Source organism: Streptomyces griseorubiginosus, assembly GCF_017614965.1.
Taxonomy (GTDB): Bacteria; Actinomycetota; Actinomycetes; order Streptomycetales; family Streptomycetaceae; genus Streptomyces; species Streptomyces griseorubiginosus_B.
The window spans coordinates 1-21,172 of the sequence record NZ_WVUG01000144.1 but is presented as its reverse complement, the minus strand read 5'-3'; the positions used below and the strand labels follow the sequence as shown (position 1 = coordinate 21,172).

The 21,172-nt window shown below is 70.8% G+C and carries 23 protein-coding genes; 12 read left to right on the top strand and 11 right to left on the bottom strand.

Translation table 11 applies throughout. The features are described 5' to 3' along the window. On the bottom strand, nt 1-772 hold a 772-nt coding region (locus GRC12_RS25130; protein ID WP_208781624.1), incomplete at its 3' end, for an ABC transporter permease. Next, a complete protein-coding gene (locus GRC12_RS25125) occupies nt 769-1,683 on the bottom strand; it encodes an ABC transporter ATP-binding protein (protein WP_208781623.1) in 915 nt (304 codons plus the stop codon). The genes GRC12_RS25125 and GRC12_RS25130, both read right to left, overlap by 4 nt. A gap of 134 nt (nt 1,684-1,817) precedes the next feature. Here GRC12_RS25125 and GRC12_RS25120 point away from each other — a divergent pair, with 134 nt between their 5' ends. The 6 genes from GRC12_RS25120 (at nt 1,818) to GRC12_RS25100 (ending at nt 6,267) form a co-directional block, all read left to right on the top strand. Then, nucleotides 1,818-3,014 (top strand): sensor histidine kinase, encoded by a 1,197-nt coding sequence (locus tag GRC12_RS25120; RefSeq protein ID WP_244373736.1) that lies wholly within the window; start codon nt 1,818-1,820, stop codon nt 3,012-3,014. Then, entirely contained in the window at nt 3,011-3,679 is a 669-nt protein-coding gene (locus GRC12_RS25115) for a response regulator (protein ID WP_208781621.1), read from the top strand. Before GRC12_RS25120 ends, GRC12_RS25115 begins: the two co-directional genes overlap by 4 nt. Nucleotides 3,680-3,870: 191 nt before the next feature. Then, nucleotides 3,871-4,104, top strand: coding sequence for a hypothetical protein (locus tag GRC12_RS45750; protein ID WP_240867539.1), 234 nt, complete (start codon nt 3,871-3,873; stop codon nt 4,102-4,104). Then, the gene (recO, locus tag GRC12_RS25110; protein ID WP_208781620.1) at nt 4,052-4,798 is read left to right on the top strand and encodes a DNA repair protein RecO; all 747 of its coding nucleotides are present in this window, start codon (nt 4,052-4,054) and stop codon (nt 4,796-4,798) included. The genes GRC12_RS45750 and recO overlap by 53 nt, the downstream gene beginning before the upstream one ends. 24 nt (nt 4,799-4,822) lie before the next feature. Further along, complete coding sequence (locus tag GRC12_RS25105) at nt 4,823-5,674, top strand: isoprenyl transferase (protein ID WP_208781619.1); 852 nt, start codon at nt 4,823-4,825, stop codon at nt 5,672-5,674. 62 nt (nt 5,675-5,736) lie between these two features. Continuing rightward, nucleotides 5,737-6,267 (top strand): YcxB family protein, encoded by a 531-nt coding sequence (locus GRC12_RS25100; protein ID WP_208781618.1) that lies wholly within the window; start codon nt 5,737-5,739, stop codon nt 6,265-6,267. A gap of 4 nt (nt 6,268-6,271) precedes the next feature. Here GRC12_RS25100 and GRC12_RS25095 read toward each other — a convergent pair whose 3' ends face one another. The 4 genes from GRC12_RS25095 to GRC12_RS25080 form a co-directional block, all read right to left on the bottom strand. Next, complete coding sequence (locus tag GRC12_RS25095) at nt 6,272-6,691, bottom strand: Fur family transcriptional regulator (protein ID WP_133041101.1); 420 nt, start codon at nt 6,689-6,691, stop codon at nt 6,272-6,274. Between the two features lie 68 nt (nt 6,692-6,759). Further along, entirely contained in the window at nt 6,760-7,662 is a 903-nt protein-coding gene (locus GRC12_RS25090) for a metal ABC transporter permease (RefSeq protein ID WP_208781616.1), read from the bottom strand. 10 nt (nt 7,663-7,672) lie between these two features. Beyond that, on the bottom strand, nt 7,673-8,425 hold the full coding sequence (locus tag GRC12_RS25085; protein ID WP_208781615.1) for a metal ABC transporter ATP-binding protein: 753 nt from the start codon (nt 8,423-8,425) through the stop codon (nt 7,673-7,675). Between the two features lie 23 nt (nt 8,426-8,448). Continuing rightward, complete coding sequence (locus tag GRC12_RS25080) at nt 8,449-9,408, bottom strand: metal ABC transporter substrate-binding protein (protein WP_208781614.1); 960 nt, start codon at nt 9,406-9,408, stop codon at nt 8,449-8,451. A gap of 150 nt (nt 9,409-9,558) precedes the next feature. On the opposite strand from GRC12_RS25080, the gene GRC12_RS25075 reads away from it, so the two are divergent. Both GRC12_RS25075 and GRC12_RS25070 read left to right on the top strand, forming a co-directional pair. Then, nucleotides 9,559-10,941: a glycine--tRNA ligase gene (locus GRC12_RS25075; protein ID WP_208781613.1), complete on the top strand. Its 1,383-nt coding sequence runs from the start codon at nt 9,559-9,561 to the stop codon at nt 10,939-10,941. A 118-nt stretch (nt 10,942-11,059) separates the two neighbouring features. Further along, on the top strand, nt 11,060-11,671 hold the full coding sequence (locus GRC12_RS25070; RefSeq protein WP_208781612.1) for a LysE family translocator: 612 nt from the start codon (nt 11,060-11,062) through the stop codon (nt 11,669-11,671). On the opposite strand, the gene GRC12_RS25065 is transcribed toward GRC12_RS25070, so the two are convergent. Next, entirely contained in the window at nt 11,668-12,714 is a 1,047-nt protein-coding gene (locus GRC12_RS25065) for a chitinase (protein ID WP_208781611.1), read from the bottom strand. The genes GRC12_RS25070 and GRC12_RS25065 overlap by 4 nt on opposite strands. Nucleotides 12,715-12,873: 159 nt before the next feature. On the opposite strand from GRC12_RS25065, the gene GRC12_RS25060 reads away from it, so the two are divergent. Both GRC12_RS25060 and GRC12_RS25055 read left to right on the top strand, forming a co-directional pair. Beyond that, nucleotides 12,874-13,884, top strand: coding sequence for an aldo/keto reductase (locus tag GRC12_RS25060; RefSeq protein WP_208781610.1), 1,011 nt, complete (start codon nt 12,874-12,876; stop codon nt 13,882-13,884). Nucleotides 13,885-13,909: 25 nt separating this feature from the next. Next, entirely contained in the window at nt 13,910-14,509 is a 600-nt protein-coding gene (locus GRC12_RS25055) for a TetR family transcriptional regulator (protein WP_208781609.1), read from the top strand. On the opposite strand, the gene GRC12_RS25050 is transcribed toward GRC12_RS25055, so the two are convergent. The 3 genes from GRC12_RS25050 to GRC12_RS25040 all read right to left on the bottom strand — a co-directional run bounded on the left by GRC12_RS25050 (nt 14,506) and on the right by GRC12_RS25040 (nt 17,449). Then, complete coding sequence (locus GRC12_RS25050; RefSeq protein WP_208781608.1) at nt 14,506-15,639, bottom strand: serine hydrolase domain-containing protein; 1,134 nt, start codon at nt 15,637-15,639, stop codon at nt 14,506-14,508. The genes GRC12_RS25055 and GRC12_RS25050 overlap by 4 nt on opposite strands. A gap of 75 nt (nt 15,640-15,714) precedes the next feature. Beyond that, nucleotides 15,715-15,921 carry a hypothetical protein gene (locus tag GRC12_RS25045; protein ID WP_208781607.1) on the bottom strand — a complete coding sequence of 69 codons (207 nt, stop codon included), beginning with the start codon at nt 15,919-15,921 and terminating at the stop codon, nt 15,715-15,717. A gap of 100 nt (nt 15,922-16,021) precedes the next feature. Beyond that, entirely contained in the window at nt 16,022-17,449 is a 1,428-nt protein-coding gene (locus GRC12_RS25040) for an MFS transporter (protein WP_208781606.1), read from the bottom strand. Nucleotides 17,450-17,549: 100 nt separating this feature from the next. Between GRC12_RS25040 and GRC12_RS25035 the strand changes: the two genes are divergently transcribed. After that, complete coding sequence (locus tag GRC12_RS25035; RefSeq protein ID WP_208781605.1) at nt 17,550-18,434, top strand: helix-turn-helix transcriptional regulator; 885 nt, start codon at nt 17,550-17,552, stop codon at nt 18,432-18,434. Between the two features lie 12 nt (nt 18,435-18,446). On the opposite strand, the gene GRC12_RS25030 is transcribed toward GRC12_RS25035, so the two are convergent. After that, on the bottom strand, nt 18,447-19,892 hold the full coding sequence (locus GRC12_RS25030) for an MFS transporter (RefSeq protein ID WP_208781604.1): 1,446 nt from the start codon (nt 19,890-19,892) through the stop codon (nt 18,447-18,449). Between the two features lie 139 nt (nt 19,893-20,031). On the opposite strand from GRC12_RS25030, the gene dusB reads away from it, so the two are divergent. Continuing rightward, nucleotides 20,032-21,172: tRNA dihydrouridine synthase DusB (gene dusB, locus GRC12_RS25025; protein WP_208781603.1), on the top strand; the 1,141-nt coding region annotated here is incomplete at its 3' end.

Below are 21,172 nucleotides of genomic sequence, written 5' to 3'. Positions count from 1 at the left end.
CCCCGAACACGACCCACCCGCCCGCGACGGTCGTCGGGTACTTGGAGACCAGGGTGAAGGGTTGGGTGCCGTATCCGACGTCGACGAGCCGCACCCACGCGTTGAAGGGCAGCGCGTTACGCACGCAGGCCGTCCAGTGGTAGGTGTCGGTCACGAAGGACGGCAGCAGGAGCAGCACGAGGGTCGTCAGGACCATCGTGGTCGCGCTGTGCCGGATCAGCGCCCCCATGCCCATGCCGACCAGCGCGCTCACCGGTGCCAGCAGCGCCGACGCCACGACCACGCGCCAGGCGCCGGGGAACCCGATCGACACGCCCGCGCCCCGGCCGTCGAGAACGGCCTGGGTCGCCGCGAAGGAGACGCCCGCGACCAGCGCGCCGTACAGCGTCATCACCGCCGTCACCACGGCCACCTTCGCCGCGACCAGCGCCCGGCGGTCCGGGACGGCGGTGAAAGTGGTGCGGATCAGGCCCGTCGCGTACTCGCCGACGATCGTGATCGCCCCGATGCCCGCGCACGCCAGCACCAGCATCAGGGCGGCGCCCTGGGTGAAGGCGTCCCGCAGCGCCCAGTAGACGAACTCGCGGTGGATCGGGCCGCCGTAGTGCGGGTAGTTGACGTAGTCCGCGCGGGCCGCGTTCGTGTTGAAGGCGACCAGGGCCAGGGCGCTCGCACCGAGGGCCCAGTAAGTGGAGCGCAGGGAACGGAGTTTGATCCACTCGGCGGCCAGCAGGTCGGTGAAGCGGGCGGCGGGCGGGGCGAGCGCGGTCATCGGCGGTCTCCGGCGAGGTACTCGACACGGTCGGCGGTCAGTTCCATGAACGCGGTCTCCAGGGAGGCGGCGGACGTCGACAACTCCCAGAGCAGGAAGCGGTGCTCATGGGCGATCTCACCGACCCGCACCGCACTCACCCCGCTCACCTTCAGCGTCTCCACGTCGTGGGGCGCCACCTCCGCGCCCTCCGCCTCCAGTACGGCGGCCAGCGGACCGGCGTCCGGCGTGCGCACCGTCACGGTCGGCGCGGTACCGCGCGCGGCGAAGCCGGCCAGGCTCTCGGCGGCGATCAGCTCACCCCGGCCGATGACGACCAGTTCGTCGGCGGTGTGCTCCATCTCGGACATGAGGTGACTGGAGACGAGGACGGTACGGCCCTCGTGGGCCAGCCGCCGGAACAGCTCCCGCACCCACAACACCCCTTCCGGATCGAGTCCGTTGAGGGGTTCGTCGAACATCAGCACCGGCGGGTCGCCGAGCAGGGCGGCCGCGATGCCCAGCCGCTGCTTCATGCCGAGCGAGAAGGTGCCGACCCGGCGCCGGGCCGCCGCGTCGGTGAGACCGACCTCGGCGAGCACCTCGTCCACCCGGCGGCGCGGGATCCGGTTGCCGCGGGCCAGCGCGTGCAGATGGGCCCGCGCGCTGCGGCCGCCGTGCACGTCGTGCGCGTCGAGGAGGGCGCCGACGTGGTGCAGGCCGCGCGGATGGCGGCGGAAGGAGTGGCCGCTGATCGTCGCCGTGCCGGACGTCGGCTCGACGAGGCCCAGCAGCATCCGCAGGGTCGTGGTCTTGCCCGCGCCGTTCGGGCCGAGGAAGCCGGTGACATGGCCGGGGCGGACGGTGAAGGACAGGTCGCGTACGGCGGTCGTGGGGCCGTACCTCTTGGTGAGCTGTTCGACTTCGATCATGCGGACCACGGTCGCGCGGGCGGCTGGTCCCGGGCATCGGGCGGACGCTGACACTCGTCCGGCCCGGCTGTCGACCGTGGTTGTACGTCCCCGGGCCGATGACCGGCGCGGGAGGGGCCGCCTACGATCACGGCATGTCCGCCATGCCGCCTCCGCAGCCCCTGCTCAAGCGTCTGTCGCCGGGTGACTGGACGGCGATCGTGTGGTGCGTGAGCACGCTGTTCACGCTCCTGACGACGTTCCGGCTGCCCGGTGAACTGGAGCCGAGCCAGTGGCCGGCGGTCCAGCTCTACCGCTGGGACGGCATGCTGTTCCTGGCGCTGTCCACCGCGATGGCCTTCCGGGGCGGCGGGCTGCTGCAGCGCGGACCGCTCCGGGCGCTGACGTGGACGATCCTCGCCGCTGTCGTCGAGACGACCACCCTCGGCGTGGGGGAACTCCCCATGGCGCAGTACCTCACCACGATCGTCGCGCTGTACTTCGTCGCCGCGGCCCACGCCCGGCGCACCGCGCTCATTGCCCTGACCCTGGCGGTCGGCACCCTGGCCGTCTACGTGTCGGTGCGGATGCTGTGCGGCTGGGTCGCCGGCACGGGACCCGAACTGGCCGTCGCGCTCGTCACCGTCATCGCCTGGCTGCTCGGCAACTCCAGCCGCCAGTCCCGCCTGCACGCCGAACGCCTGAGCGCCGAGCACGCGGACCGGGCCGTCACCGCCGAACGGCTGCGCATAGCCCGCGAGATGCACGACACCGTCGCCCACAGCATCGGCATCATCGCCCTCCAGGCCGGTGCCGCGGCCCGGGTGGCCGGGACCCGCCCCGAGGCGGCACTCGCGGCCATGCGGGCGGTGGAGAACGAGGGCCGCGAGACACTGGCCGGCCTGCGCCGCATGCTGGTCGCGCTGCGCGCGGCGGACGACGGCGGCGCCGGCGACGCGATCCCGGCGGGCCTGGACGACGTCGACCGCCTGGCGGCCACGACGACCGCGGCGGGAGTACGGGTGGAGGTACGGCGCCTCGGCGAGCCCCGCCGGCTCCCGCCGGAGATCGACCTGTCGGCGTTCCGGATCGTCCAGGAGTCGGTGACGAACGTGGTCCGGCACGCGGGAACCCCCCGGTGCCAGGTCACCCTGCGCTACACCGAAGACGACCTCACCCTCGAGATCACCGACGAGGGCCGCGGCCACGGCGCCTCCACCGACACCGGCTTCGGCCTGGCCGGGATGCGCGAGCGGGTCGCCCTGCTGCACGGGGAGTTCACGGCGGCCCCGCGCCCCGAGGGCGGTTTCCGGGTCGCGGCACGGCTGCCGGTACCGGCGGGCGTGCGGTGACGGACCGGGCGGTACGGGTCGTCCTCGCCGACGACCAGGAACTCATCCGCACCGCGCTGAGCATGGTGATGGCCGAGCTCGATGACGTGGAGGTGGTCGGCGAGGCGGCGAACGGCACGGAGGCCGTACGGCTGACGGCCGAACTCGCCCCGGATGTCGTCGTCATGGACATCCGCATGCCGGGCATGGACGGCATCGAGGCCACCCGCCGCATCACCGCCTCCGGCTCCGACGCCCGGGTGGTCGTCCTGACCACCTTCGACGACGACGACCACGTCTACGGCGCCCTCCGGGCCGGCGCGTCCGGCTTCCTGGTCAAGGACATGGGGCTGGACGACATCATCGGCGCGGTACGGGTCGTGGCGGCCGGTGACGCGCTGATCGCGCCGAGCGTGACCCGCCGCCTCATCCACGACTTCGCCGCACGCCCCGAACCGGCCGTCGGCCACCGGGAACTGACCGGCATCACGGACCGCGAACGCGAGGTCCTCACCCTGGTCGGCTCCGGCCTGTCCAACACGGAGATCGCGGCCGAGCTGTGCATCAGCGTCGCGACGGCGAAGACCTACCTCACCCGTCTGCTGACCAAACTCGACGCACGGGACCGCGTCCAGCTTGTCATCCTGGCGTACGAGGCCGGACTGGTGTCCGTACGGCCCCGGTGAATTCCGCTGTCCCGCTGTCCCTCCGTCAGACGCGTGAAGTGCGCAGACTCCTGCCGATTTTAGGGGCCGTACGCCGTTATCGGCAGCAAAAGCGTGAAATCAAAAAAGAAAGGGGAAGCACGCTGGAGTGCCGGGTCTCACCTCCGCCCGGAATTCCGAGTCGCTTTTTTTACGGTCGTTAAGGAGAGGAAATGAAGCCCCCCAAACCACCGGTCGGCAGTCATGTCGTGGACACGCGTACCGGGAAGGCCGGGATCGTGATGGGCCATGAGGGGCCGTACGTCCAGCTGAGACCCTTCGGCGGTGGGAAGGAGTGGGACGCCGATCCGGGGGCTGTGCGGGAGGCCCCCGCGGTGGGCGAGAATGGGGCCCATGAGCCTGTTCCGCGACGACGGCATCGTGCTGCGCACCCAGAAGCTCGGTGAGGCGGACCGCATCATCACGCTGCTCACGCGCGGGCACGGGCGGGTGCGGGCCGTGGCCCGCGGTGTGCGGCGGACCAAGTCGAAGTTCGGGGCGCGGCTCGAACCCTTCTCCCATGTCGACGTGCAGTTCTTCGCGCGGGGGAGCGAGCTGGTGGGGCGCGGGCTGCCGCTGTGCACCCAGAGCGAGACCATCGCCCCCTACGGCGGGGGGATCGTGAGCGACTACGCCCGCTACACCGCGGGCACCGCCATGCTGGAGACCGCCGAGCGCTTCACCGACCACGAGGGCGAGCCGGCGGTCCAGCAGTACCTGTTGCTCGTCGGCGCCCTGCGGACGCTGGCCCGCGGCGAGCACGCCCCGCACCTCGTCCTCGACGCCTTCCTGCTGCGCTCCCTCGCCGTCAACGGCTACGCGCCCAGCTTCAGCGACTGCGCCAAGTGCGGGCTGCCCGGGCCGAACCGGTTCTTCTCCGTCGCCTCCGGCGGCTCGATCTGCGCCGACTGCCGGGTGGCCGGCAGTGTCGTACCGTCTCCGCAGACCCTGGACCTCCTCGGCGCGCTGCTTACGGGAGACTGGGAGACCGCGGACGCGTGCGAGCCGCGGTACGTCCGGGAGGGGAGCGGGCTGGTGTCCGCGTATCTGCACTGGCATCTGGAACGCGGACTGCGTTCGCTTCGTTACGTAGAGAAGTAAGCGGTAAGAGGAGACGAGAAGCACATGGTCGTACGCGGGATCCTGGGAAGCCGGCGTCGCGAGTACAAGGCGCCGGAGCCGCACCCGTCGGGTGCCCGCGCGCCGAAGCTCCCGGGTGAGCTGGTCCCGAACCATGTGGCGATCGTCATGGACGGGAACGGCCGCTGGGCCAAGCAGCGCGGACTGCCCCGCACCGAGGGCCACAAGGTCGGCGCCGAGCGCGTGGTGGACGTGCTGCAGGGCGCGATCGAGATGGGCGTCGGCAGCATCTCGCTGTACGCCTTCTCCACCGAGAACTGGAAGCGCTCGCCCGACGAGGTCCGCTTCCTGATGAACTTCAACCGCGACTTCATCCGCAAGAGCCGGGACACGCTCGACGAACTCGGCGTCCGGGTGCGCTGGGTGGGCCGGATGCCCAAGCTGTGGAAGTCGGTCGCCAAGGAGCTCCAGGTCGCCCAGGAACAGACGAAGGACAACGACCGGCTGACGCTGTACTTCTGCATGAACTACGGCGGCCGGGCCGAGATCGCGGACGCCGCGCAGGCCCTCGCCGAGGACGTGAAGGCCGGCCGGCTGGACCCGTCGAAGGTCACCGAGAAGACCCTCGCCAAGTACCTGTACTACCCGGACATGCCGGACGTGGACCTGTTCCTGCGGCCCAGCGGCGAGCAGCGCACCTCCAACTACCTGCTCTGGCAGAGCGCCTACGCCGAGATGGTCTTCCAGGACGTGCTCTGGCCGGACTTCGACCGCCGTGACCTGTGGCGGGCCTGCGTGGAGTTCGCCTCCCGCGACCGCCGCTTCGGCGGCGCCGTGCCGAACGAGGAACTGCTCGCCATGGAGGCGGCGATGAGGGGCGACGACACCACGTCGTGAAGCACTGCCGCGACTGATGTCGATCACCTGGCCGATGCCGAGCGCCTGTACCATCCCGCTCCATGGACATGGGGCGGGACGCCGAACAGGGCGTGATCGAGCTGGTGTATCAGCACGTCATAGGGGATTTCACCGGAGTGCTGCGGGAGCGCCTTCGGCTGAAGCGGCGGGGGTGGATGCGGAGATGGGCGCTCGGTCTCGTGGCGTTCGCCTTCGTGCTGAACGCCGGGCTCGCGGTGGCGGGCAGTGAGAAGCCCGACTGGTTCATGATGGTCTGGCTGCCCGTGGTCGGGGTTCTGCTGCTCCTGGTGCCCCGCCTCCAGGCCCGCGCGTTCCTCAAGCTGGCGAACCGCAACGGCACCTACCGCGTGGCCGTGGCGGACGGCGGGCTGACGATGGCCAACGACAACAGCACGACCTCTCTCCAGTGGGCCGCGCAGCCCCGCTACCGGGAGACGCCGGAGGCGTTCTTCACCTACAGCGACGACAAGAACGCCAGCTGCTTCACCGTGCTGCCCAAGCGCGGCCTGAAGGATCCCGCCGATGTGGACAGGCTGCGGGAGATCCTCGACCGCAACCTGACCCGGGTCTGAGCCCTCAGTTCCTCGACGCCTCGGCGCAGTCCGCGCAGGTGCCGAAGATCTCGACCGTGTGGGCCACGTTGACGTAGCCGTGTTCGGCGGCGATGGCCTCCGCCCATTTCTCGACCGCGGGGCCCTCCACCTCCACCGCCTTGCCGCAGATGCGGCAGACCAGGTGGTGGTGGTGCTCGCCGGTCGAGCAGCGGCGGTAGACCGACTCGCCGTCGGAGGTGCGCAGGACGTCGACCTCACCGGCGTCGGCGAGGGACTGGAGCGTGCGGTAGACCGTGGTGAGGCCGACCGAGTCGCCCTTGTGCTTGAGCATGTCGTGAAGCTCCTGCGCGCTGCGGAACTCGTCGACCTCGTCCAGGGCCGCCGCCACGGCGGCCCGCTGCCGGGTGGCACGGCCCTTCACGGGCGGTCCAGCGGTCGTCACCGGTTCCTCCTTCACGAGCATCGCGTCTGCGCCTGCCCGGTCATTGTGCCAGCCCGGGCTGTGGGCGGTCAGACGCCGACCTTCCCCCCGGCCTCCCGACTGGCCGGAATCGCGCACTCCACGGGGTCGCCGGCGGGCAACCCCCCGGCGGCCGCACGGGCGCGGCGGCGGGCGAGAGGGGCGGCGAGGGCGGTCAGCAGGACGAAGGCCGCGATGGTCAGCAGCACGATCGTCGCCCCGGGCGGCACGTCCTGGTAGTACGAGGTGATCGTGCCGCCGAGGGTCACGGACACCCCGATGGCCACCGCGATCGCGAAGGTGGCCGCGAAGCTCCGGCTGAGCTGCTGGGCCGCGGCGACCGGCACCACCATCAGCGCGCTGACCAGCAGCAGTCCCACCACCCGCATCGCGACCGTCACCGTCACGGCCGCCGTGACGGCGGTGAGCAGGTTCAGCGCCCGCACCGGCAGCCCCGTCACCCGCGCGAACTCCTCGTCCTGGCTCACCGCGAACAGCTGCCGGCGCAGACCGAGGGTGACCAGCACGACGAAGCCCGCCAGCAGACAGATCGCCGTCACGTCCGACTGCGAGACCGTCGAGAGCGAGCCGAAGAGGTACGACGTCAGGTTCGCGTTGGAGCCGCCGGGCGCGAGGTTGATGAACATCACCCCGCCCGCCATACCGCCGTAGAAGAGCATGGCGAGGGCGATGTCGCCACGGGTGCGGCCGTACCAGCGGATGAGCTCCATGAGGATCGCGCCCAGCACGGACGTGAGGGTCGCCATCCACACGGGGGAGGCCGAGAGCAGGAAGCCGAGGCCGACACCCGTCATCGCGACATGCCCGATGCCGTCGCCCATCAGGGCCTGGCGGCGCTGGACGAGGTAGATGCCGATCGCCGGGGCCGTGACGCCGACCAGGACGGCGGCGAGCAGGGCTCGCTGCATGAAGGCGTAGTCGAGGAAGTCCATCACAGTCCCATCAGCTCAGCAGCCCCGTGCGGATCGGCCCGTGGGGATGTACGTGGTCGTGGCCGGGAAGGGCGTGCTGCCCGAGCGCGGGCGGCGGCGGTCCGTCGTGCGTCACGCAGCCGTCGCGGAGCACGACCGCGCGGTCGATCAGCGGCTCCAGCGGCCCGAGTTCGTGCAGGACGAGCAGGACGGTCGAACCGGCCGCCACCTGCTCCCTGAGCGTCCGCGCCAGCACCTCCTGGCTCGCCAGGTCCACGCCCGCCATCGGCTCGTCCATGATCAGCAGTTCGGGTTCGGCGGCGAGCGCGCGGGCGATCAGCACGCGCTGGTGCTGGCCGCCGGAGAGGGCGTTCACGGAGTCCTTGGCCCGGTCCGCCATCCCGACCAGTTCCAGCGCCCGGCGCACGGCCGCGTGGTCCGCCCTGCGCAGGACGCCGAAGCGGGCCCGGGAGAGCCGTCCCGAGGAGACGACCTCGGTGACGGTGGCCGGGACACCGCCCGCGGCCGTGGTGCGCTGCGGTACGTACCCCACGCGCGCCCAGTCCCGGAACCGCCTCCTCGGTGTCCCGAACAGCTCGATCTCCCCGGCGCTCACCGGCACCTGGCCGATGATCGTCCGGACCGCCGTCGACTTGCCGGAGCCGTTGGCGCCGAGCAGCGCGACGACCTCCCCGCGTGCCACGGTGAGGTCGATGCCGCGCAGGACGGGGCGCGCGGCCAGCTCGGCGCTGACGCCCCGCAGGGATATGACGGGTTCGGTCATGCCGTCCTCCGCGTCCTTGGGTGTCACTTCGTCCCCAGGGCCGTCTGCAGCGCCTTGAGGTTGGCCTCCTGCACGGAGAAGTAGTCCTTGCCGCGGGACTTGGCGGTGATGCCCTCGATCGGGTCCAGGACGTCCGTCCTCAGGCCGGCGTCGGAGGCGATGGTCTTCGCGGTCTTGTCGCTGACGAGGGTCTCGTAGAAGACCGTGGTGACGTGGTCGGCCTTCGCCATCCGCTCCAGGGCGCGTACGCGTGCCGCGCTCGGCTCGGACTCGGGGTCGAGGCCGTTGATGGCCTCCTCGGTCAGGCCGTAGCGCTCGGCGAGGTAGCCGAAGGCGGCGTGAGTGGTGATGAAGACCTTGGACTTGGTGTGCGCGAGCCCGTCCTCGAACCGCTTGTTCAGCTCGTCGAGCTTCTGCACCAGGGCCGCGGTGTTCTTCTTGTAGTCGGCCGCGTTCTTCGGGTCGGCCTTCTCGAAGGCGGCGCCCACTCCCTCGGCGACCTGGGCGTAGCGCACCGGGTCGAGCCAGATGTGCGGGTCGAGGCCGGCCAGATCCTCGTTCTCGGAGTCGTCGTGGGAGGCCGCGTGGCCGCCGACCTCGTTGCCGTGCTTCTCCAGCGAGGTGAGGGAGGCGGCGTCGATCTTCGTCCTCACGTCGGACTGGGCCACGGCGTCGTCGACGGAGGGCTGGAGGTTCTTCAGGTAGAGCACCGCGTCGGACTCCTGCAGCTGCGCGGTCTGCTTCGCGCTGATCTCCAGGTCGTGCGGCTCCTGGCCGGGCTGGGTGAGGCTGGTGACATGGACGTGGGCGCCGCCGATCTCCTCGGCGAGGAAGGCCATCGGATAGAACGACGCGACGACGTCGAACCTGCCGTCGCCGGCCGCGGCGGCACTGTCGGAGGAGCAGGCCGAGAGGGTGGAGAGGCCGAGGGCGGTGACGGCCGCCACGGCCACGCCGGTTATGTGCTGTCGTCGTACGTTCATGACAGTCATTTTCATCGGAGATGGAAACCGTTGTCAACAAACGATCCGACCGGAACCGATTTGATTGAGGGGGAGCCCCCGCCGGTACCCTGAAGCATTCGCTCTGAAGCGTCTCGCTTCGTCGCCCGTCGTCGTAATGAAGAGAGCACCGTGGCCGCCGACAAGATCGACACCATCGTCAGCCTGAGCAAGCGCCGTGGCTTCGTATTCCCCTGCAGTGAGATCTACGGCGGCCAGCGCGCCGCCTGGGACTACGGACCGCTGGGTGTCGAGCTCAAGGAGAACCTGAAGCGCCAGTGGTGGCGCTACATGGTGACGTCGCGCGAGGACGTGGTCGGTCTCGACTCGTCCGTGATCCTGGCCCCCGAGGTCTGGGTCGCCTCCGGCCACGTCGCCACCTTCACGGACCCGCTGACCGAGTGCACCTCCTGTCACAAGCGGTTCCGCGCCGACCACCTGGAGGAGGCCTACGAGGCCAAGCACGGCCGCCTCCCGGAGAACGGCCTGGCCGACGTCAACTGCCCCAACTGCGGCAACAAGGGCCAGTTCACCGAGCCCAAGCAGTTCTCGGGCCTGCTCTCCACGCACCTCGGCCCCACCCAGGACAGCGGCTCCATCGCCTACCTGCGCCCCGAGACCGCGCAGGGCATCTTCACCAACTTCGCCCTGGTGCAGACCGCCGCCCGCAAGAAGCCGCCGTTCGGCATCGCGCAGATGGGCAAGTCCTTCCGCAACGAGATCACGCCCGGCAACTTCATCTTCCGCACCCGCGAGTTCGAGCAGATGGAGATGGAGTTCTTCGTCAAGCCGGGCGAGGACGAGAAGTGGCAGGAGTACTGGATGGAGCAGCGCTGGAACTGGTACACCGGTCTCGGCCTGCGCGAGGAGAACATGCGGTGGTACGAGCACCCGAAGGAGAAGCTCTCCCACTACTCCAAGCGCACCGCTGACATCGAGTACCGCTTCCAGTTCGGCGGCAACGAGTGGGGCGAGCTCGAGGGTGTGGCCAACCGCACCGACTACGACCTCACGGCCCACTCCAAGGCCTCCGGCCAGGACCTCGTCTACTACGACCAGGAGGCCCAGGAGCGCTGGACGCCGTACGTCATCGAGCCCGCGGCCGGTGTCGGCCGCGCGATGCTGGCGTTCCTGCTCGACGCCTACGTCGAGGACGAGGCCCCCAACGCCAAGGGCAAGCTGGAGAAGCGCACGGTGCTGCGCCTCGACCACCGGCTGGCCCCGGTCAAGGTCGCGGTGCTCCCGCTCTCCCGCAACCCCGAGCTGTCCCCGAAGGCCAAGGGCCTCGCCCAGGCCCTGCGGCAGCACTGGAACATCGAGTTCGACGACGCCGGCGCCATCGGCCGCCGCTACCGCCGCCAGGACGAGATCGGCACGCCGTACTGCGTGACGGTCGACTTCGACACCCTCGAGGACAACGCGGTGACGGTGCGCGAGCGGGACTCGATGAAGCAGGAGCGCGTGTCGCTGGACCAGATCGAGGGCTACCTGGCCGGTCGTCTGGTCGGCGCGTAGCCGCCGACGCGGGGCAGCCCGCAGGGTGGCCCCAGCGTCCCGGAGTTCGTCCGTGGCCCCCGATACAGGTCTCGCATTGGCCCTGTATCGGGGGCCGCTCCGTCACCAGGCTGGACCCATGAGTCTCGCCTTCCTCCTCACCACCCTGGTCGTCGTCGCCACCCCCGGCACCGGCGTCGTCTACACCCTCGCCGCCGGGCTGTCGCACGGCCGGCGGGCGAGCGTGGTCGCCGCCTTCGCGTGCACGCTCGGCATCGTGCCGCACGTGCTGGCCACCGTGACCGGGCTCGCGGCCCTGCTGAACGCGAGCGCCGCGGCCTTCCAGGTCGTCAAGTACGCCGGAGTCGGCTATCTGCTGTACATGGCCTGGGCGACCCTGCGGGACCGGCGCGCCATCGACGTCGACGAGGGGGCCACGCCGCGCTCCGCGGGGCGCGTGATCGTGCGGGGGGTGCTGATCAATCTGCTCAACCCGAAGCTGACGATCTTCTTCTTCGCGTTCCTGCCACAGTTCGTGGACCCGGCCGCCCCGCACGCCCTGCCGGCCATGCTGGGCCTGAGCGGTGTGTTCATGCTGGCGACGTTCGTCGTCTTCGCCCTCTACGGGGTGCTGGCCGCCTCGGTCCGCAGCCACGTCACCTCACGGCCGCGGGTGATGACGTGGCTGCGGCGGAGCTTCGCGGGGTCCTTCGTGGCGCTGGGCGCGAAGCTGGCGCTGACGGCGCGTTAGCGGCCCTGCAGCGACTTCACGTTGTTGCCGAAGGTCCAGTTCTTCGAGCCGTCCCAGTTGATCGACCAGGTCATCAGGCCCTTGAGCGAGCTGCCGTAGTGCTTCCAGGCCTGGGAGACCAGGGAGGGCGACATGTAGCCGCCACCCGCGCCGGACTGGGCGGGCAGGCCCGGGACCTGCTTGTCGTACGGCACCTTCACCGTCGTGCCCTGCACGGTCAGGCCCTTGTTGAGGCAGTCCGTCTGGGCGGTGAAGCCCGCGACCGTGCCGGCCGAGTAGGAGTCGCCTGAGCAGCCGTACATGCTGCCGTTGTAGTACTGCATGTTCAGCCACCACAGACGGCCGTTGTCGGCGTACTTCTTGATGATCGGCAGGTAGGCGCCCCAGATGGAGCCGTAGGTGATGCTGCCGCCGGTGACGTAGGCCGTCTCCGGGGCCATCGTCAGGCCGAAGTTGGACGGCATCTTCGCCAGCACCCCGTCGATGACGCGGATCAGGTTGGCCTGGGAGGCGGAGAGCTGGGTGATGCTGCCGCTGCCGACCAGGCCCGTCTCGATGTCGATGTCGATGCCGTCGAAGTTGTACTTCTTCAGGATCGGCACGATCGTCGCCACGAAGCGGTCGGCCACCGTCCGCGAGCTGAGGTCGATGCCGGCCGCGGCGCCGCCGATCGACAGCAGGATCGTCTGCCCGGACGCCTTCGCCGCGCACATCTCCGCGGGGGTCGCCACCTTCACGCCCGCGTCCATGCCGTCCTCCCACAGGGCCGTGCCGTCGGAACGGATCACGGGGAAGGCCGCGTTGATCACGTTGTAGCCGTGGGCGGCGATTCGGGAGTCGGTGATCGGCGTCCAGCCGAAGGGCGGGTGGACGCCGTTGGCGGAGCCGTCCCAGTTCTCCCAGTAGCCCTGCAGGACCTTGCCGGCGGGCCGCGACTTCACCGCGCAGGTGTCGGCGGCCGAGGCGGCGGGCGCCAGGGGGAGCTGGGTGAGTGCCGCGGTCGCGAGGGCGGTGGTGAGCAGGGCCAGGGTGCGGCGGAGCATACGGGCCTCCCGGTGGGGGTGCGGTGAGGTGTCGTAGGCATGACAGTGCAACGGTCCAGACCTTTCGTCAATAGGTCTGGACCAGTTCGAGGTGGCGAGGTGGCGAGGTATTGACTGACAGATATTGAAATCTGTCAGCTGTTATGTGAGGGTGGTCGTATGACGCTGCGAACCCGAAACCTTGGAACCACCGGCCCCCTGGTCTCCGCCCTCGGCCTCGGCTGCATGGGCATGTCCGGCATGTACGGGGACTCGGACCGTGCCGAGTCCATCGCCACCATCCACGCCGCCCTGGAGGCCGGCGTGACCCTGCTCGACACCGGCGACTTCTACGGCATGGGCCACAACGAACTGCTGATCAGCGAGGCCCTGCGCACCGCCCCCGCCGCCCTGCGGGAGAACGCCCTGATCAGTGTGAAGTTCGGCGCCCAGCGCACCCCGGACGGCACCTGGCTCGGCTACGACGCTCGGCCCGCCGCCGTGAAGACCTGGGCCGCCTACTCCCTCCAACGCCTCGGCGTCGACCACATCGACGTCTACCGCCCCGCCCGGCTCGACCCGGCCGTGCCGATCGAGGAGACCGTCGGCGCGATCGCCGAACTCGTCGAGGCGGGGTACGTCCGGCACATCGGGCTGAGCGAGGTCGGCGCGGAGACCATCCGCCGGGCCGCCGCCACCGCTCCGATCGCCGACCTCCAGATCGAGTACTCGCTCATCTCCCGCGGCCCCGAGCGGGAGATCCTGCCCACACTGCGTGAGCTGGGCATCGCCGTCACCGCGTACGGCGTGCTCGCCCGTGGACTGATCTCCGGCCATGTCTCGGCGGACCAGAGCTTCGCCGCTGCTGACTTCCGCGCCCACACCCCCCGCTTCCAGGGCGAGAACCTGCGGCACAACCTCACGCTGGTCGAGTCCCTGCGCAAGATCGCGGAACAGAAGGGCGTCTCCGTCGCGCAGATCGTCATCGCCTGGGCGCTGTCCCGGGGCGAGGACATCGTGCCGCTGATCGGCGCCCGCACCCGGGAGCGGCTCGCCGAGGCGCTGGGCGCCGTGGAGGTGACCCTGGACGCGGCCGACCTCGCCGCCATCGAGACCGCCGTGCCGGCGGACGCGGCCGCCGGCGAACGGTACGCCCCCGCGCAGATGGCGATGCTCGACAGCGAGCGCTGATCACGGCGCCGGGTACCGTCTAGCCATGGCACCGTCTCCCGAGACCCTGACCGCCGAGCGCATCCTCGAAGCGACCGAGGAGGTGCTGCGCCGCTACGGCCCCGCCAAGGCCACCGTGGTGGACGTGGCCCGCGCGCTCGGCGTCAGCCATGGCAGCGTCTACCGGCACTTCCGCACCAAGGCGGCGCTGCGGGAAGCCGTGACGAAGCGCTGGCTGGACCGCACGACCGAGGTGCTGGCCGGCATCGTCGCGGACACCGGCCGGGGCCCGGAGGAGCGGGTGCGGGCGTGGCTCGCCGCCCTGTTCGCCGCCAAGCGCCGCAAGGCGGGCGCCGACCCGGAGCTGTTCGCCACGTACACGGTCCTCACCGGTGAGAACGGCGGGGCCGTCGGCACCCATCTCGCCGAGCTGACCGGCCAGTTGACGGAACTGGTGCGGGCCGGCGTCGACGCGGGCGTCTTCACCGCCGAGGACCCGGCGACCACCGCCCTCGCCCTCTTCCAGGCCACCGGCCGCTTCCACGACCCCTGTTACGCCAAGGAGTGGGAACGGCCGGGCGCGCAGGCGGAGTTCGAGGCACTGGTCGACCTGTGCGTACACGGCCTGAAGGGCCCCGGAGCCTAGACTCCGGCCACGCACCGCCAGAAGTCCCGCATGAGCGGGGTCGGTGTCGGGCCGGTCATCGCCACCTGGGTCAGCAGGACCGAGACCGTGCCGGTCTGCGGGACGATCTGGGCCGCGGTGCCGGATCCGCCGACCCAGCCGTAACGGCCCGGGACGTTCCAGGGGTCGGCCGGGGTCACGTCGACCTGGCCGCCGTACCCCCAGCCCTGGCCCTCCAGGAAGAGGGTGACGCGCTCGCGCTGTTCGGCCGTGAGGTGGTTGGTGGTCATCCGGCTGACCGAGGTGGGGCTGAGCAGGCCGCCGCCCGCGTCGAGGAGCATGCGGGCGAAGGCCAGCCAGTCGTCGGCCGTGGAGGCCAGGCCTCCGCCGCCGGACAGGAAGCGCGGGGCGTGGGCGAACTCGCCGTCCGGAGTGTCCGACACCCCCAGCGTGCCGTCGGGAGCCGGGTCGTAGGCCGTCGTGAAGCGGTGCCGCTTGGTGGCCGGCACCTCGAACGCCGTGTCCGTCATGCCCAGCGGCTCGAAGATCCGCTCGGCCAGGAACTCCGCCAGGCTGCGGCCCGACGCCCGCGCGATCAGGATGCCCTGGAGGTCGGAGGAGGTGCCGTAGAGCCAGGACTCGCCCGGTTGGTACAGCATCGGCACCTGCGCGAGAGGGCGGAGCCAGGTGTCGTGGTCCGGCCAGTCCTGGAGGTGACGGCCGTCCTTCTGCACCTCGAACAGCGCCTGGACGGCGGGGAGGGTGAAGTCGGAGGGGAAGCCCCAGCCGGTGCGGGAGCTGAGCAGGTCCTCGACGGTGATGGGACGGGCGGCCGGCACCACGTCCTCGACAGGGGCCTCCGGCGTCCGCACCACCAGCGGCTTCGCCAGTTCCGGCAGCCACTCCTCGACCGGCGCGTCCAGCGCGAGCAGGCCGTCCTCGACCAGCATCAGCACGGCCGCCGCGGTGATCGGCTTGGTGATGGAGGCGATACGGAAGATCGAGTCGCGGGCCATCGGAGCGGTGCCGCCGGCGTCCACCGAACCGACGGCCACCACCTCCACATCGGCACCGCGGGCCACCAGCCCCACGGCGCCCGGCACCGCTCCTCGGTCGACATGGCGTCGCAGGGTGTCGTACAGAGCGCTCATGGGTCGCCTTCCGGTGCGAGTCGGTCGTACGGCCTACGACTGGCGGCACGCCGGAAACTCATCGCTGGTACGGCCCTACGCGTCCGACGGGTCCACGGTCGCCTGGTGCGCCTCGGCCAGGTGTTCCTCCGCCTTCAGCCAGGGCAGGAACTGGGCGCCCTGGCGCCAGCCGCAGGTGTCGCATCTGATGGTGCGCTGTACTCCGGTGCGCCGCACGTGGACGACGTGTTCCCGTCCGTGCTGGTCCCAGCGGCTCACCTTGCTCGTGTTGATCTCCAGCATGATGTCTCGCCTCCGCCACAGGAGTGTGCAGCAAGACCAACATCAACAGGGGGCCTTCCACGATGAGTTGACCGAGCTGTGGCCTTTCCTCACATCTGCGTCAGCCGATGGTGCGCGGCAGGCGCAGGCTCAGCAGGCAGGTCAGGGCGACGCAGCCCAGTTGGGCCAGGAGCGTGGTGACCAGGGCGTCGCGCATGCCCAGGGCCGGGACCAGGGACAGGAACAGGGTGCCGAGCGCGGCCACCCCGAGGGCCAGGGCCGACTGCTGGGTCGTCATCATCACGCCGCTGCCGACGCCGGCCCGCGCGGGCTCCACCTCGGAGAGCACGACCCGGAAGACGATGGGGAGTTGGAGCGCCTGCCCGGCACCCGCGAGGGCCGCGCCGGGAAGCAGTTCGACGAAGCCGAGGTCCGGCCAGGACCGCCAGGCCGCCAGCGCCATCAGCCCCACGCCGACCCCCTGCAGCAGCCCGCCGGCCGTCACGACCCGGGTGCCGTACCGCGCGACCAGCCGGGGACCGGCCAGCGAGACGAAGAAGAACACGACGGCCATCGGCGCGAGCGCCAGCCCCGCCGGGACCGGGCCCAGCCCCGCACCGCGCTGCAGCGCCACCGCGATGACGAACATGAAGCCGCTGAAGCCGACCGAGAACGGCACGATCATCACCAGACCGCGGCGCAGCGAGGTCAGCCGGAACAGGCTCGGCGGGACCAGGGGCGTACGGCCCCGGCGGTCGGCCCGGCGCTCCACCGCGTAGAACGCCGCCGCGACGAAGGGGAACGCCGCCAGCGACAGCCAGGTCCACAGCGGCCAGCCGGCCGTGCGGCCCTCGGTGAGCGGGGCCAGCAGGGCGAGCAGTGAGGCGGTGAGCAGGACGGTGCCGGGGCCGTCGACCGGCTCGGGGTGCTGGGAGCGGGTCTCGGGCACGCCCCGGGCCGCCAGGACCAGGCCCAGGACGACGACCGGGACGTTCACCAGGAACACCGAGCGCCAGCCGGTGCCCCAGACGTCGGCCGCCACCAGGACGCCGCCGAGGATCTGCCCGGCGACCATCGACAGGCCGGCCGTGGCGCCGTACAGGCCCATGGCCCTGGCCCGGCGGGGCCCGGCGGTGGCCGCCTGGATGGTGGCGAGGACCTGCGGCAGCATCGCGGCGGCCGCCGCGCCCTGCGCGACCCGCGCCGCGACCAGCGTCCAGGCGCTCGGCGCGAGACCGCAGGCCAGCGAGGTCAGGCCGAAGGCCGCCATGCCGCCGAGGAAGAGACGGCGCCGGCCGAACAGGTCGCCGAGCCGTCCGCCGAGGACGAGCAGGACGGCGTACGCGAGCCCGTACCCGGCGACGACCAGTTCCAGCACGGACTCGCTCGCGTGCAGGTCCTGGCCGATGGTGGGCAGGGCGACGTTGACGATGAAGAAGTCGATGAGGGGAAGTGCCGCTGCCAGCAGCACGGTGAAGAGCCCGAGGCCGCTGAGCGCCGGTGGCGCCACCGGGGATCGGACGGTGCGTGAAGTGATGGTTTCGGTCACGCCTCGAGCGTGCGCCCGCGCTCAGACGGGTACCAGAGTCTTCTTATCCTGGTAGAAGGAGTACCTGGCAACAGGATGCGTGAGGCGGCAGGCTGGGAGTATGACGACCATGGCCCAGGAGACGCCCTCGGAGACCTCGGCGGCAGCGATACGGCGGCACGAGCTGGCCGCCTTCCTGCGCCACCGCCGCGAGCACATCACCCCCGAGCAGGTCGGGCTGCCCCGCGGCACCCGGCGCCGCACCCCGGGGCTGCGCCGCGAGGAGGTCGCGCAGCTCGCCTCGGTCGGCGTCACCTGGTACACGTGGCTCGAACAGGCGAGGGACATCCAGGTCTCCGTCCAGGTACTGGACGCCCTGGCCCGCACCCTCTTCCTCGACCCCAGCGAGCGCGCGCACCTCTTCCAGCTGGCCGGACAGACCGACCCGACGCCGACCACCACGTGCCCGTCGATCACCCCCGGGGTGCGGGCCGTCCTGGAGCACCTGGAGCCGGTCCCGGCCTGTGTGCAGAACAGCCGGTACGACATCCTCGCCTACAACCGGACCTACGGCCTGCTGCTGTGCGACCTCGACGCGGTGCCGCCCGAGGACCGCAACTGCCTGGTCCTGTCCTACACGCACGAGGAGTGGCGCTCCTCGATCGTGCACCTTCGGGACACCCAGCGGCTGATGGCCGCCCGGTTCCGGGCCACGATGGCCGCGCATCTCGCCGAGCCCGCCTGGAAGATGCTGCTCAAGCGGCTGCGCGCGGAGTCGGCGGAGTTCCGTGAGAACTGGGAGCGGCACGAGGTGCAGGCCCACCGCACCAAGCGCAAGGAGTTCGACAACCGGTACGTCGGGCGGATCAGCGTCGACCACACCGATCTGTGGCTCGGCCCCGAACTGGGCCCGCGCATCGTGACGTACGCCCCGGCGGACGAGGAGTCGAGGGAGCGACTGGAGAAGCTCCACGCACTCGCCCTGGAGCGGGCGGGCGCCCGCTGACCGCCGCTACGCCTACGCGTTCACGCCCGCCGCTTCGCGTACCTCGACCGACTCCAGCTGGTCGGCCACCCGGGCCGCGGCCCGTCGGGCCCGCCGGCCGGTGGTCAGCGCCCCGAGGACGAACACGGCGACCCCGCATCCGACGACGATCCACCACGCCGGTACCGACGCGGAGACGAACGCCTCCTTGTACGACGACGATCCGACCCCGGACGCCAGCACCGCCCCGATGACGGCGACCCCCAGCGTCTGCCCCAGCTGGCGGCTCGTGGAGGCCACGGCCGCCGCGACGCCCGCCTGAGCCCGCGGCATCCCCGAGACCGCCGTGTTGGTGATCGGCGCGTTGATGAAGCCGAATCCGACGCCGAACAGCACGTATCCGAGGAACAGCGTGACGTCGGACGTCTCCGCCTGGAACGCCGCGAACAGCAGCGCGCTCGCCGTCATCGCCGCTCCGGCGACCAGCAGCGGCAGCCGCGGACCGCGGTTGCCCACCAGACGGCCCGAGAGCGGCGCGCACAGCATGATCGGCAGGGCGATCGGCAGCATCCACATGCCCGCGTGCAGCGCGTCCAGCCCTCGTACGTTCTGCAGGTACAGCGTCGAGAGGAAGAGGAAGCCGCCCAGCGACGCGAACGCGCTGATCGCTGTCACCGTCGCCCCGCTGAACGGCGGCGAACGGAAGAACCGCAGGTCGATGAGGGGTTCGTCGCGACGGGGCTCGTACCACAGGAGCCCGAGGAGGGCCGCCAGCGCGACGACCGCGAACGGCAGCACCGAGCCGAAGCCGGACTCAGGTGCCTGGATGATCGCGTACGTCAGTCCGGCGAACAGCGCGATGACCAGCAGCTGTCCGACGGGGTCGGGGCGGCGGCCCTTGGGGGCGCGGGACTCGGGGACGAACGTCAGGGTGAGCAGCAGTGCCGCGAGCCCCACCGGCAGGTTGATCCAGAAGATCGAGCGCCAGCCCACCGACTGCACGAGCAGACCGCCGATCAGCGGTCCCGCGGCGAACGATATGCCGACGACCGCGCCCCACACGCCGATCGCGCGGGCGCGCTCCCGGGGGTCCGTGAAGGTGTTGGTGATGATCGACATGGCGACCGGGTTGAGCATCGAGCCGCCGACCGCCTGGATCACCCGGAAGGCGATCAGTGCGTCGAGGCTCGGCGCGAGCGAGCACAGGACCGAGCCGGCGATGAACACGACCAGGCCGGTCATGAAGACGCGCCTGCGGCCGATCCGGTCCGCCGTCGAGCCGGAGAGCATCAGCAGCGAGGCGAGGACCAGGGTGTAGGCGTCGATCGTCCACTGCAGGCCGGACGTGCTCGCGTGCAGGTCGTCGCGGATCGAGGGGAGCGCGACGTTCAGGATGGTGACGTCGAGGCTGACGATCAGCAGGCTCATGCAGCAGATCGCGAGGACCAGGAGGCGTCGGCGTTGGCTGAGCTCGGGCATGCGACCCATCGTACGACTGCTTCGATAGTGTGTCTAACTAATAGTGCAGCTAACTAATGGCCTGTACCGGGATCCTGCTTCGGGTACCCCTCGGGGTGCGTGACATTGGGGACCCCTCGGGGTGCGTGACAATGGGGGAATGCCCGAGACCACCGTCACGCCGTTGCAGATCGGCCCGCACACCGTCCAGCCGCCCGTCGTCCTGGCGCCGATGGCCGGGATCACGAATGCTCCCTTCCGTACGCTGTGCCGGGAGTTCAGCGGTGGCAAGGGGTTGTTCGTCAGCGAGATGATCACGACGCGGGCGCTGGTCGAGCGCAACGAGAAGACCATGCAGCTCATCCACTTCGACGCGAGCGAGACACCGCGTTCGATCCAGCTGTACGGCGTCGACCCCGCGACCGTCGGCAAGGCCGTCCGCATGATCGCGGAGGAGGACCTGGCCGACCACATCGACCTGAACTTCGGGTGCCCGGTGCCGAAGGTGACGCGCAAGGGGGGTGGGTCGGCGCTGCCGTACAAGCGCAACCTGCTCCGCGCGATCCTGCGGGAAGCCGTGTCCGGGGCCGGGGATCTGCCGGTCACGATGAAGATGCGCAAGGGCATCGACGACGACCACATCACCTACCTGGACGCCGGTCGTATCGCCGTGGAGGAGGGTGTGACGTCCATCGCCCTGCACGGGCGGACGGCCGCGCAGCACTACGGGGGCACCGCCGACTGGGACGCCATCGCTCGGCTCAAGGAGCATGTGCCCGAGATTCCGGTGCTGGGTAACGGTGACATCTGGTCGGCGGGGGACGCGTTGCGGATGGTGCGCGCGACCGGGTGCGACGGGGTGGTCGTGGGGCGGGGCTGCCTGGGGCGGCCGTGGCTGTTCGCGGACCTGGTGGCGGCGTTCGAGGGGCGTACGGAGGACGTCGCGCGGCCGTCGCTGCGTGAGGTCGCCGACGTCATGGTGCGCCATGCCACGCTGCTCGGCGAGTGGATCGGCGACGAGTCGAAGGGTGTCGTCGACTTCCGCAAGCATGTCGCCTGGTACCTGAAGGGCTTCGCGGTCGGCAGCGCGATGCGGCGGCGGCTGGCGGTCACGTCGTCGCTGGATGAACTGCGCGCCGGGCTGGACGAGTTGGACCTCGATCAGCCGTGGCCCAGCGATGCCGACGGTCCGCGGGGGCGTACCTCCGGCAACAACAGGGTTGTTCTGCCGGACGGTTGGCTGAAGGATCCGTACGACTGTGCGGGGGTGGGGGAGGACGCCGAGCTCGACTCGTCGGGGG